Raw genomic sequence first — 12,666 nt, 5'->3', positions numbered from 1 at the left:
AAAGGCATCAGGCTACCTCACAGAGGGCCGTCGGATCGATGGAAAGCGCCAGACGCTGACCATCGGGGTGCAGGTCGGCCGCCGAGCGGTTGAGCACATCCACCACCAATTCCACGCCGCGGGCTTCGACCCGGTAGCGAATCACATTACCCAGCAGGCTGTGACTGCGGATTTGCGCGTCGAGTTGGCCGTTGAGGCTCAGCTCGATGGCTTCCGGGCGAATCGCGATGCGGTGGCTGATCGGCCGTTGCAGCAGCTTCGAAGCGCTGTCGGCGTCCAGCAGGTTGTAGTTGCCGATAAAACCGGCGGCAAACACGTCGACTGGCGCGGTATACAGGGTTTCGGCGTCGCCACTCTGTACGATTTTTCCCTGATTCATCAGGAAAATTCGGTCAGACATGGTCAGCGCTTCTTCCTGATCGTGTGTGACGAAGATTGTGGTCAGGCCCAGTTCACGCTGGATCGCACGGATCTGTTCGCGCAAGTGCTTGCGAATCCGCGCGTCCAGGGCCGACAGCGGTTCGTCCAGCAATAATAGCCGTGGCCGGGTGACCAGTGAACGGGCGAGGGCTACACGCTGGCATTGGCCGCCAGAGAGTTGATGCGGATAACGGGAGGCGAAGTCGTTCAGCTCCACCAGTTTCAACACTTCGGCGACACGTTTGTGACTGTCGTCGGCGTTGACCTTTTGCATGCGCAATCCGAAGGCGATGTTCTGCTCCACGGTCATGTTGGGGAACAGTGCGTAGCTCTGGAACACCATGCCGATGCCGCGCTTTTGCGGGCTCATTGGCACCAGGTCGACACCCTCCAGCAGGATCTTGCCGCCATCGACCGAGGTCAGGCCGGCAATGCAGCGCAGCAGCGTGGATTTACCGCAACCGGACGGACCGAGCAGGGTGACGAATTCGCCCTTCTGGATCTCGCAGTTGATGTCGCTGAATACTGTTGTACCCGCGTAATTTTTTTGCAGATGTTGGACGCTGACATAGCTCATTCGCTTTTGTCCTTGTTCAAGATATTGGCCGCCCAGGTCAGAACCAGCACAAAGAAGAAATAGGAAATCACCAGCGCACTGGTGAAGTGGCCGCTGCTGTTACGCATGTTGTTGAGGTAGACCTGCAGGGTTTCGTAGCGGGTGCCGACGAGGATGTTGGCGAACACGAACTCCCCGAACAGGAACGAGAACGACAGCAGCAGCGCCACCATCAAGCCCTTGCGCAGGTTCGGTAGCACCACCAGGAACGCCGCTTGAAAGGTGCTGGCGCCGAGCAGTTGGGCGGCGTCCATCAGGTCGCGCAGGTTGATCGCTTGCAGGTTGTTGGTGATTGCCCGGTACATGAACGGCAGCGCAATGGTGAAGTAGCAACCAATCAGAATCCACGGCGTGCCGACCATCGCGAACGGCCCGGAACCGTAGAGCTGCAACAGCCCCACCGACGACACCACCGGCGGCACCGCAAAGGGCAGCAAGATCAGGATATTCATCAGCGCATCGAGTTTCGGGAAGTGGTAATGCACCACGAACAGCAGCGGCAGAATCAGCACCACCGACAAAATCAATGCGCCGACGCAGACCAGCAGTGACTGGCCAAACGCGTTGAGAAAGCGCGGATCGCTCCACAGCTGGATGTACCACTTGAAGGTAAAGCCGCTGGGCAGGATGGTCGCCGACCAACTGCTGGCAATCGAGTAGATCAACGTCCCGAACAGCGGCAACAACAGAATGGCAAACAGCAGGTACACCACGACGCGGTGGTAGACACCGGCGGGGCCCAGTTCAGCGCGAGACATGGTAGCTCCTCTTCAACAGCAACTGATGCACGATGGTCACCAGGGTCATCAACGCCACCAGCACCACGGCCAGGGCACTGGCGAGGTTCGGGTCGAGGGAAATATCACCGGACACCATCGCCGCGATGCGGATCGGCAGCACGTTGAAGTTGCCGGTGGTCAACGCATACACCGTCGCGTAGGCGCCAAGGGCGTTGGCCAGCAGGATCACGAACGTACCGAGCAGCGCCGGTGTCAGCACCGGCAAACCGATGTGCCGCCAGAACTGCCAGCCGTTGGCACCGAGCAGCTCGGCAGACTCGCGCCAGTCTTCGCGCAGGGCGTCGAAGGCGGGGTAGAGCAGCAACACGCCAAGTGGAATCTGGAAGTACGTATAGAGAATGATCAGCCCGGTCTTCGAGTACAGGTTGAAATCCTGAATGATCCCGGCCTGCTTGAGCATGATGGTGAAGCTGCCGTTGAAGCCCAGCAGGATGATGAAGGCGAAGGCCAGGGGCACGCCGGCAAAGTTGCTGGTCATGTTGGCGAAGGCGTTGACGAAGTTGCGCAGTTTCGAGTCGACCCGGCGCAAGGAGTAGGCGCCGAGCACCGCAATAATGATCCCGAATACACTGGACCAGAAACTGATCTCGAGGCTGTACTGGATCGCCTGCAAGTAGAACTTCGAATTGAAGATTTTGGTGAAGTTGGCCAACCCCCAGCCGAACTCTTCCGATTGCAGGCTGTTGATCATCACCCAGACCAGCGGGGCGATTTCGAACACGATAAAGAACAGGGCGAACGGTACGAGGCACAAGGCTGCCAGCCACTTGCTACGGGTATTGGCATTCACTTGAGCAGCTCCCGGCACACAGGTTTGTCGTGGGCCACGCCCAACAGTTCGCAGACCGTGCCGCAGATTTCAATCTGTTTCGGCGCAGCACTGGCGTTGAAGCTGAACGCGTCACCGAGGACAAACAACGGCACTTCGCGTTCTTCCGACAACAAGCCGTTGTGGGAGCGGTCGTTGTTCATGCCGTGGTCGGCAGTCACCAGCACCTGATAACCGGCGTCGAGCCAGGTGCGCAGGTAATCGGCAAGGATGATATCGGCCGAGCGCGCACTGTTGCGGTATTGCGGGGTGTCGAGACCGTGCTTGTGCCCGGCGTCGTCGATGTTCATCGGGTGGATCAACAGAAAATTCGGCGCATGCCGCAGGCGCAGGCTTTCGGCGTCGGCGAACAGGTGTGAATCCGGGTAGTGGTCGTTCCAGTAGAAGTGACCGTGCTGGATCGGCAAGGCTTCATCGTCGGTGTGACGATCCCGGGCCGCCACGAACGGTGAGCGGTTGTACAGCTCGCTGACCCAGTGATACGCCGCCGCAGCGGTTTTCAGACCGGCGTCCGTGGCGTAGTGATAAATGCTGCGCTGATTGGACAGACGCGAGACGTTGTTGTGAACGATGCCGCTCTCGATGGGCGGGACGCCGGTGAGAATGCATTCATAAAGGGGACGGGACAGGGACGGCAGTTCGCACTCCAGTTTGTAGAGTGCCGCGCGTCCTGCGCCGACGTAGGCCTGCAGGTGCCCCATGGTGTGGCGCGCGACCTCGTAATTGAGGCCGTCGAGCACGACAAGGATGACGTTGTGCTTCATAGGGGCAAAAACTCCGCGAACAGTTATTTCAAATACAAACCCATTCCCCCTTGTAGGAGTGAGCCTGCTCGCGATAGCGGTGGGCCAGTCAACATTGATGCTGAATGCTCAACCGCTATCGCGAGCAGGCTCACTCCTGCATTGGATTTCCGTTGGGTTATCCAATGTAGGGATCTACCGGGTTACTGCATGTTGACGATGACTTCTTCGTTCCACTTCTGAGGAAGGGCTTTGGAGGTCTTTTCCCATGCATCGGCGTCTTTGATCGGCGTGACTTTTTTGTACTGCTCGTTAGGCAGCAGCTTGGCCTTCACGTCTTCTGGCAGTTTGATGTGCTCTGCACGGATCGGGCGCGCGTTGCCTTTTGCCAGGTTGATCTGGCCGGCGTCGCTGAAGATGTATTCGCGGGTCAGCTTGGCGGCGTTCGGGTTTTTCGCGTACTTGTTGATGATGGTGGTGTAGCCGGAGATCACCGAACCATCGGATGGAATCAGCACGACGTAGTCATCCGGATTGGCCATCTTCGCTTTGTAGCTCAGACCGTTGAAGTCCCAGACCACGCCGACTTCGATTTCACCCTTTTCCATGGTGGCAATCGTCGGGTTGGCCATGGACAGGCGACCCTGTTTGGCGATGTCTGCGAACAGCAGCAGGGCCGGTTGCAGGTTTTTCTCGTCGCCGCCATTGGCCAGGGCCGCCGCCAGTACGCCGTTGGCCGCCTGGGCCGCGGTGCTCACGTCACCGATGGACACCTTGTATTTACCGGTCTTGAGGTCTGCCCACTTGGTGGGTGCTTCCGAACCGTGCAGCAGCTTTTTGTTGACGATAAACGCGATGGTACCGGTGTAGGCCAAAGCCCAGTTGCCGTCCTTGTCTTTAGCCCAGTCTGGCACCTGCGCCCAGGTCGTCGGCTTGTACGGTTGCACCACGCCTTGCTTGACCGCGATCGGGCCGAAGGCTGCGCCGACGTCGCCGATGTCAGCGCTGGCGTTGTCTTTTTCAGCGGCGAATTTGGCGATTTCCTGGGCCGAGCTCATGTCGGTGTCGATGTGCTTGAGGCCGTAGGTTTTAGCCAGGTCTTCCCAGGTGCCTTTCCAGTTGGCCCAGTCATCGGGCATGCCGACGCTGTTGACTGCGCCTTCCGCTTTCGCAGCGGCTTCGAGGGTTTTCAAATCATCAGCCGCCATGGCGGCGGTGCACATGGCGATGGTCGAGCCTAACAGTGATGCCAGGAAAAGCTTTTTCATCCGAAGCTCCTTTGGGCGTTTTCAACGCTGCGATTGCGGTTGTGTTGGTCTAGGTCAGCAATACCTGAGCCAATTTAGGCGGGCTCGATGACACTTTCATGTCGGTCGTCGCCCGGCAGCACAATTATTTGTCCGGTATTGGCAGGTGCCCGGTAAGCGTAGACCATGGGCAAAGGCCCGGCACACAAGGGACTTGGCCGATGTATTGCAGGGTTTGAGGCGAACGATCGGATGACCGTTGGGTAGCTTTGTCATCTATCAGTCATCTGCACTGCCTACGCTTGCAGGATGAAAAAAGAGCCGGCTTTCAGCGCGGTTCTGCCCCGAAACAGTGCTGGTCTAGTCCAGATAGGTAACGTTGATGCGTGATGAGGCAACGAAAGCGGTGACAGCCATCGGTCAGGTCCTGCAGGAACAGCTCGACCACGGCCTGTTGGCGCCCGGCAGCAAGCTACCGGCCGAGCGCAAGCTCAGTGAGTTGTTCGGGACCACACGGATTACCGTGCGCGAGGCGTTGTTACAGTTGGAGGCGCAAGGGCAGATTTATCGCGAAGAGCGCCGCGGCTGGTTCGTTTCGCCACCGCGCCTGGCTTACAACCTGATGCAGCGCAGCCATTTTCACGCGATGGTCAGCGCGCAGGGGCGGGTGCCGTCGACCGAGGTGATTTCAGCGCGGTTGCAACCCGCCTCGGCGGCGGTGTGCGCGTGGTTGCAATTGCCGGCGCTGTCGAGCGTGATCCAGATCTGCCGCGCGCGGCGCATTGATGAGCGGCTGGTGTTGTACGTGGAGCACTATTTGAATCCGCAGTATTTTCCGGGGATTCTCGAGTTTGATTTGAATCAGTCGATTACCGAGTTGTATGCACGGCATTACGATTTGCATTACGGGCGGGTGCGGTTCGAAATTGTGCCGACGTCGCTGTCGGTGGATGCGGCAGCGGCGCTGCGGGTGTCGGTGGGTAGCCCGGGGTTGCGGATTGCGCGGGTCAATTATGATCAGCATGAACGGCTGATCGATTGTGACCTGGAGTTTTGGCGGCATGATGCGATTCATGTCGGGGTGGATGTGGTTTAGCTCGCTGAAACCGCTTCGATCCTATCGCGGGCAAGCCCGATCCCACAGAGTTCAATGACTTCCTTGTGGGAGCGGGCTTGCCCGCGATGGCGGCCTTACAAACCCCCATTCTCTCGGGGCTATTTTTCCTTCTGCGCGTCACCCGCCGCCGTAGCCACCTGAACACTCATGCGTGGCATCGCCAGATCCAGCCCCGCCTCATCCAGATGCCGCTTCAGCGACAGGTTGAACGCCCGCGAAACCTCCCACTGCTTGATCGGTGCAGTCTTGAACCGCGCGCGCAGGATCGCATTACCCGACTCGAAACTCTCGACCCCCTGGAACTCCAGCGGCGACCAGATATTGCGCCGTTGCAGCGGGTCGGTGCGCATCTTCTGACCGACTTCGCGCATCAGTTTGATCGCGCTATCAATGTCCATGTCGGACGGCACCGCCACCCGGAAGATCGCGTAGCCGAATTCCCGGGAGTAGTTCTTGATGCTTTTGATTTCGCTGAACGGAATAGTGTGGACGATGCCGTCGATGTCCCGCAGGCGCACGGTGCGGATGGTCAACCCTTCGACGGTGCCCAGGTGGCCGCCGACGTCCACGTAGTCGTCGATGGCCAGGGAGTCTTCGATGATGATGAACAAACCGGTGATCAAGTCCGCGACCAATGACTGCGCACCGAAACCGATGGCCAGACCGATTACACCCGCACCGGCCAGCAGTGGCGTGACGTTCATGCCCATGTTCGCCAGCGCGACGATCAGCGCGACAATGAAAATCGCCACGAACAGCACGTTGCGGATCAGCGGCATCATCGTCTGCGCACGGGCATTGGCCAGGCCTTTGCGTGAGCGGGTGAGTGCGTGGTGCACGGCGGTGTCGCTGAGGATCCAGATCAGCCAGGCGAAAATCAGCGTGCCGGCAAGGCTGAACAGTTTGACGCTGACCTCATGGCCTTCACCTTCGGTGAACGTGATCAGCGACATGCCCCAGACGCGCAGACCGAGCTCAATGAACGCCAGCCACACCAGCAAGTGAGCGAGGGTGTAGAAAAAGTTTTTCAAGCGTTCCGAGTACAGCGCATGGCGCTTCACACCGCGTTGCGGTTTAAGGGCGTGACGGCGGACCAGTCCGTTGATGACCATGCACAACACCAGCAACACGGTGCAGATCAGCGACTGTCGCAGGGCAGTGCTGGTGTCGCCGGCCGAAACGAACGTGGCGAACAGCGAGACGCCCACCAGCACCAGTGCCGGGAGGTACCAATAGGTGCCGAGAATTTCGATGGTGTCGCTGAGGGCGCGGCGGGTCAGGCGCCGGGACAACGGCTGATTGCGGATCAAGTGTGCGATCGGCCGGCGGAACCGCAGGATGAACAACCCGGTAGAAATCGCCGCCAGCACATTGGCCGCCGTCGCCGCCGTATGCGCCAGGTGGCTGCCAAGCCCGGCGACCAGTCGCGGATCGCTCAGCGCTTCACCAAACGCGGCGAAACTGCCGATCAGCCACAACGGCCGAAACGCCTGGTGGCGCAGGATATACAAGGCGCGGTGACGATGCGGACCATCGAGCAGGGAGAACGCGATCACGCAGATCGCCGAGAAGCACGTGCCGACCACCAGCGCGTAAGCCAGCACCATCGCCAGGCTTTTGCCCAGCGACGAGGGCAGGGCGTAGCTCATATAGACCGTGATCACCAGGGCGATCAGCCAGGGCCCCAGCTTGCGCAGGGCGAAGCGCAACATGTCCACGGCCTTGGGGTGTTGCGGAAGTTCTTCGGTCAGGCCAAAGCGCATGCGCACCCGATGACCGACCCAAATCAGCGCCGCTGCCAGCAGGCTCCAGACCATCAGGATCATGGCGAACGCGAAGATGATCGGCAGCCACTCGCTGGCCGGCATGATCAAGGCTGACAGTTCGTCTCTCGCCAGTCCAAACTCTTCAGACCAGCGATTGATCGGGCTGTCGGCCCCGGAGAATTGTTTTTCGAACGAGGCCAGCGTGCCGCCGATCAAGCCGAGCACGCCTTCTTCGGCGGCCGGCTGAGCCTTTTTGGTGGCGTCGCGCAGCTTCTTCAGGTCGGCCAGCAGTTTGCTGCGCTGCTGGTCGTTTTCCAGCGACTTGATCACTTCGTCCAGCGATTGCCCCAACGGTTCTTGCGCCTCTGGCTGGGCTTTCGTCGAGCCGCTGAGCAAGCTTGGCAAACCGACTGCCTGGGCAGGCGCCATCGGCAGCAACGTCATGAGGCAGACAAGGAAGAAACACGGCAGGGCGAACAGACGAGCGAGCACTAGGCGGTCAACCTCGGGATGAGCGGATCGACCGAGTGTACGAGCCCGTCTAAATCAATGCGAGTCGGAGGTCGGATTTATTCGTTGAGTTTGGCGAGGATCTTGAAAACCACGGTGCCGAAAATGATCAGCATGCCAATCCACATGGCGAATACACCGGCGTTTTTGTCGCGAAAGTTGAAGCCGATGGCCAGCATGATCATCCCGACGAGGATCGGGATCAGCATGGCGTGAAACGAAGACATCGAGATCATGGAGACTGCCTTGTCTAAAGGAATAATTAAAGTTTAGGTGGCTTTGGGTGACCGAGAGTGATGTGAATCAAGCAAAGTACTTCGCGAGCAGGCTCACTCCTACAATTGAAATGCGTTCCAACTGTAGGAGCGAGCCTGCTCGCGAAGCTGTTGGGAATTACGGCAATTCCTGGCAGGCGTAGAACGCGCTCAGCACTTTGACCAGGTGCGCCAGGTCGTGGCTGCCGCACAGTTCACGGATCGAGTGCATGGCGAACGTCGGCAGGCCGATGTCCACGGTGCGCACGCCCAGGTGGCTGGCGGTGATCGGACCGATGGTCGAGCCACAGCCCATGTCGCTGCGCACCACAAAGCTTTGCACGGGCACTTCTTCGGCCATGCACAGATGACGGAAGAAACCGGCGGTTTCGCTGTTGGTGGCGTAGCGCTGGTTGCTGTTGACCTTGATCACCGGGCCGGCGTTGAGTTTCGGGCCGTGGTTGGCGTCATGCTTTTCCGCGTAGTTGGGGTGCACGCCGTGGGCGTTGTCGGCGGAAACCAACAGGGATTTCTGGATGGTGCGCACGAACTCGTCACCTTCAGGCAACAGGCGGCGCAGCGTCTGCTCGAGCATCGGGCCATCAGCGCCGCATGCCGAACAGGAGCCGACTTCTTCGTGGTCATTGCACACCAGCACGCAGGTTTCGTCGGTTTCTGCGGTCAGCAACGCTTGCAGGCCGGCGTAGCACGACAGCAGGTTGTCGAGGCGCGCACCGGCGATGAAATCACCGTGCAGGCCGATGATCGCAGCGCTTTGGGTGTCGTAGAAACTCAGTTCGTAATCCAGCACGACGTCGGCGTTCAAACCGTGTTCCAGCGCCAACTGGTTGGTGAGCACAGCGCGGAAATCCACGCGCTCGTCACCGGCGAATTGCGCGAGGATCGGCGGCAATTCGGTCTGTGCGTTGATCGCCCAGCCCATGTTGGCTTCACGGTTAAGGTGAATCGCCAGGTTGGGAATGGTCGCGATGGGCGCCTTGAAGTCGATCAACTGGCTCTCGACCTTGCCATCACGGCGGAAGGTCACGCGGCCGGCGAGGGACAAGTCACGGTCGAACCACGGCGCCAGCAATGCACCGCCGTAGACTTCGACGCCCAATTGCCAGAAACCCTGGCGCTGCAGTTCAGGCTGGGGCTTGACCCGCAGGCACGGGCTGTCGGTGTGCGCGCCCACCAGGCGAATACCGCCATGCAGCGGCGAATGACGGCCCATCTTGATCGCGACGATGGAGGAGTCGTTACGGGTGACGTAGTAACGGCCATTGGCTTCGGTGGTCCAGGGCTCGCGCTCATCGAGTCGCACGAAACCGGCCGCTTCCAGGCGCTGGACGAGGCTGGCAGTGGCATGGAACGGGGTAGGGGAGGCCTTGAGGAAGTCGATCAGGCCTTGGTTCAACTCTTCGCGCATAAGAAGCTCCAGACAGCAATGGCGCCAGTTTAACGTATTGGTCGGAGAATTGGCGGTGACTGATGTTGGGGTAGGCTCCGATATTGGGTTTGTCGGAGAACCCTGTGGGAGCGGGCTTGCCCGCTCCCACAGGGTTTGCGCTCAATCACTTAGAACGGTGCCGGGCACTCGAAACGCAAGCGTTCACCGGTTTGCGGGTGGGTGAAGCTGAGCATGCTGGCGTGCAGACACAGGCGCGGCCAGGCGGCCAGGGCCTGCTCGTGGGCGTAGAGCCCGTCACCCAGCAGCGGGTGGCCGATGGAAAGCATGTGTACGCGCAGTTGGTGCGAGCGGCCGGTGATCGGCGTCAGCTCGACACGGCACCAGTCGCCACAGCGTTCCAGCACACGCCAGAACGTCAGGGCATGCTTGCCGAATTCGTGGTCGACCACATGGCGTGGCTTGGTCGGCGGGTCATAGCGCAAGGGCAGGTCGATGCTGCCGCTGTCCAGTTCCGGCTGACCCCAGCACAGCGCTGTGTAGGCTTTTTCGGTTTCGCGGTCGTGAAATTGCCGAGATAACTCACGATGAGTGTCCGGGTCTCGGGCGAGAAGAATGATGCCGGAGGTTTCCCAGTCCAGGCGATGGACGATTCGCGCTTCCGGGTAGCCGTTTTCTTGCAGGCGGGTAATCAGGCAGTCCTTGTTGTCATCGGCCCGGCCAGGGACGGAGAGCAACAGGGTCGGTTTGTTCACCACCAGTACGGCGGCGTCCTGATGAAGGATGTGGACATTGGACAACGGCATTAAAACAGCCTCGTAACAAACGCCAACGGCGGCTCAAGTCCCTTCCAGTGTTAGAAGGGCCCTGAGCCGCCGTGGCTCCGACCGGATCGATTAACGATCCGGCAGGGTGATATTGAGTTCCAGAATCGAGCAGCTGCCCTGGTTTTCCAGAGCGACGTGCACGTCATCGGACCCGATATTGACGTACTTGCGGATCACTTCAACCAGTTCCTTCTGCAAGGCTGGCAGGTAGTCCGGCGTACTGCGTTGGCCGCGTTCATGCGCCACGATGATCTGTAGACGCTCTTTCGCTACCGATGCGGTACTTGGCTTCTTGTTGGCACGAAAGAAGTCAAAAATGTTCATTACCTACCTCCAAACAGGCGCTCGAAGAATCCCTTCTTCGTGACATCGAGGAAACGATGTTCCTTTTCTTTGCCCAGGAGGCGATCAACCGTATCGCTATAGGCCTGGCCCGCGTCGCTTTGGTCGTCGAGAATCACTGGCACACCCTGGTTGGAGGCTTTGAGGACCGCCTGGGATTCCGGGATCACGCCGAGCAATTTGATCGAGAGGATTTCCTTGACGTCTTCAACGCTGAGCATCTCGCCTTTCTCGACACGCTCCGGGTGGTAGCGGGTAATCAGCAGGTGTTCCTTGATCTGCTCTTCGCCACGTTCGGCGCGACGGGATTTGCTGGCCAGCAGGCCCAGCATACGGTCCGAGTCACGTACCGAGGACACTTCCGGGTTGGTCACGACAATCGCTTCATCAGCGAAGTACATGGCCAGGTGGGCGCCTTTCTCGATGCCGGCCGGAGAGTCGCAGACCACGAATTCGAAGTCTTCTTTCAACGCCATCAGGACTCTTTCCACGCCTTCCACCGTCAGCGCGTCTTTGTCGCGGGTCTGGCTGGCGGCCAGGACGTAGAGATTTTCCAGGCGCTTGTCTTTGATCAGGGCCTGTTGCAGGTTGGCTTCGCCGTTTACCACGTTGACGAAGTCATACACCACGCGACGCTCGCAACCCATGATCAGGTCGAGGTTACGCAGGCCGACGTCGAAGTCGACGATCACTGTTTTGTGACCACGCAGAGCGAGGCCGGTACCGATAGCGGCGCTGGTGGTGGTCTTACCCACACCACCCTTGCCGGATGTAACCACGAGAATCTTGGCCAAGGTGTTTCACCCCTAAGGAAAAAGGACTTTTAGCCCCTGAAAAACATCTCTTGAAAAACTACTGCAGTCGGACAGCCTTGGCTGGAATCCGGTCCTGGGCGGGGCTTACCTCCGGTAAACACTGCTTTTGGCCGTTTTCCTACTTCGTTTGAGCCGTTTTCGCTACGTTTTAGAGATGCTTGGAAAATGCGGCAGTATCCGTTAAAGCCGAATGATGTTCAACACGTCGCCGGACAGGCTGACTTGTACACCCGCGCCCCACAACGGGTCGCGACGCAGATCCTCGGAGACCTTGTAGTGGCCTGCGATGGACACCAGTTCAGCGCTCATTTGCTGACAGAAAATCCTGGCTTTCGTGTCGCCCTTGACGCCGGCCAGCACTCGACCGCGCATCGGGCCGTATACATGGATGTTCCCATCGGCGAGAAGTTCCGCGCCCGGGCTGACCGAGGAGATCACCACCAAATCGCAACCCTGGGCATAAATCTGCTGGCCACCCCGTACTGGCGACGTAATGATTTTCGTCGGTTTGATGGTCGGTTCCGGCGGTTTTTCCGGTTTTTTCTTCACCTGGCCTTCGAGAGGATCCAGCGCACGCTCACGGGCGCCGGACGGCGGCAGCACCGGCAGATCGACGGCAATGGCGGCCGCGATGTCTTCGATGCGGCTGGCGCGGATGGCCAGGGTGCGCAAGCCATGCTGGCGACAGACGCGCATCAGCCCCGGCAAATCTACCGAGCCTTCGCTGGCCGGGAGCTTGTCCAGGGCCAGCACCAGCGGGGCATTGCTGAAAAAGTTAGGCGCCTGTGCGACCTTGGCGGCCAATTGCCGATCAAGGTTCTCGAGGTCGTTGCGGGCCAGTTCCAGCACCGTAATGGCGAGCATGCTGCCCTTCAACTGGAACACGGGATCCTGGTCTTGCGGTTCGGTTTGGCTCATGGTCGGCATACAACGGCTTGTCACTAAAAGTGCCGAGACTTATAACGAGAACGC

13 protein-coding genes are annotated in these 12,666 nt (G+C 59.4%); 1 reads left to right on the top strand and 12 read right to left on the bottom strand.

Translation table 11 applies throughout. The annotated features are described in order from the left end of the window. Nucleotides 1-7: 7 nt before the first annotated feature. From AB4N43_RS08025 to AB4N43_RS08005, 5 genes are all read right to left on the bottom strand, one after another. Nucleotides 8-997: an ABC transporter ATP-binding protein gene (locus AB4N43_RS08025; RefSeq protein WP_027922473.1), complete on the bottom strand. Its 990-nt coding sequence runs from the start codon at nt 995-997 to the stop codon at nt 8-10. Continuing rightward, nucleotides 994-1,794: an ABC transporter permease gene (locus AB4N43_RS08020; RefSeq protein WP_027922474.1), complete on the bottom strand. Its 801-nt coding sequence runs from the start codon at nt 1,792-1,794 to the stop codon at nt 994-996. Before AB4N43_RS08020 ends, AB4N43_RS08025 begins: the two co-directional genes overlap by 4 nt. Next, complete coding sequence (locus AB4N43_RS08015; RefSeq protein ID WP_027922475.1) at nt 1,781-2,626, bottom strand: ABC transporter permease; 846 nt, start codon at nt 2,624-2,626, stop codon at nt 1,781-1,783. Before AB4N43_RS08015 ends, AB4N43_RS08020 begins: the two co-directional genes overlap by 14 nt. After that, nucleotides 2,623-3,429 (bottom strand): alkaline phosphatase family protein, encoded by an 807-nt coding sequence (locus AB4N43_RS08010; protein WP_027922476.1) that lies wholly within the window; start codon nt 3,427-3,429, stop codon nt 2,623-2,625. Before AB4N43_RS08010 ends, AB4N43_RS08015 begins: the two co-directional genes overlap by 4 nt. A 182-nt stretch (nt 3,430-3,611) precedes the next feature. Next, nucleotides 3,612-4,676: an ABC transporter substrate-binding protein gene (locus AB4N43_RS08005; protein ID WP_027922477.1), complete on the bottom strand. Its 1,065-nt coding sequence runs from the start codon at nt 4,674-4,676 to the stop codon at nt 3,612-3,614. A gap of 361 nt (nt 4,677-5,037) precedes the next feature. On the opposite strand from AB4N43_RS08005, the gene AB4N43_RS08000 reads away from it, so the two are divergent. Continuing rightward, on the top strand, nt 5,038-5,751 hold the full coding sequence (locus AB4N43_RS08000; RefSeq protein WP_027922478.1) for a UTRA domain-containing protein: 714 nt from the start codon (nt 5,038-5,040) through the stop codon (nt 5,749-5,751). Nucleotides 5,752-5,870: 119 nt separating this feature from the next. On the opposite strand, the gene AB4N43_RS07995 is transcribed toward AB4N43_RS08000, so the two are convergent. The 7 genes from AB4N43_RS07995 to minC all read right to left on the bottom strand — a co-directional run bounded on the left by AB4N43_RS07995 (nt 5,871) and on the right by minC (nt 12,612). Further along, on the bottom strand, nt 5,871-8,030 hold the full coding sequence (locus tag AB4N43_RS07995; protein WP_194939811.1) for a mechanosensitive ion channel family protein: 2,160 nt from the start codon (nt 8,028-8,030) through the stop codon (nt 5,871-5,873). 77 nt (nt 8,031-8,107) lie between these two features. After that, nucleotides 8,108-8,284 (bottom strand): hypothetical protein, encoded by a 177-nt coding sequence (locus AB4N43_RS07990; protein ID WP_172825912.1) that lies wholly within the window; start codon nt 8,282-8,284, stop codon nt 8,108-8,110. 157 nt (nt 8,285-8,441) lie between these two features. Beyond that, nucleotides 8,442-9,731: a M18 family aminopeptidase gene (locus AB4N43_RS07985; RefSeq protein WP_027922480.1), complete on the bottom strand. Its 1,290-nt coding sequence runs from the start codon at nt 9,729-9,731 to the stop codon at nt 8,442-8,444. A 149-nt stretch (nt 9,732-9,880) separates the two neighbouring features. Next, on the bottom strand, nt 9,881-10,516 hold the full coding sequence (locus AB4N43_RS07980) for an RluA family pseudouridine synthase (RefSeq protein ID WP_027922481.1): 636 nt from the start codon (nt 10,514-10,516) through the stop codon (nt 9,881-9,883). Nucleotides 10,517-10,606: 90 nt separating this feature from the next. Continuing rightward, on the bottom strand, nt 10,607-10,861 hold the full coding sequence (minE, locus tag AB4N43_RS07975) for a cell division topological specificity factor MinE (protein ID WP_007944431.1): 255 nt from the start codon (nt 10,859-10,861) through the stop codon (nt 10,607-10,609). Then, nucleotides 10,861-11,673, bottom strand: coding sequence for a septum site-determining protein MinD (gene minD, locus AB4N43_RS07970; RefSeq protein ID WP_027922482.1), 813 nt, complete (start codon nt 11,671-11,673; stop codon nt 10,861-10,863). Before minD ends, minE begins: the two co-directional genes overlap by 1 nt. Before the next feature lie 201 nt (nt 11,674-11,874). After that, nucleotides 11,875-12,612, bottom strand: a complete 738-nt coding sequence (gene minC / locus AB4N43_RS07965) for a septum site-determining protein MinC (RefSeq protein ID WP_027922483.1) — start codon at nt 12,610-12,612, stop codon at nt 11,875-11,877. Between the last annotated feature and the right edge of the window lie 54 nt (nt 12,613-12,666).

This window comes from Pseudomonas sp. S2_B07 (genome assembly GCF_054668435.1).
Note: the sequence above shows the minus strand (reverse complement) of the source record. Positions and strands in the feature narration are given on the sequence as shown.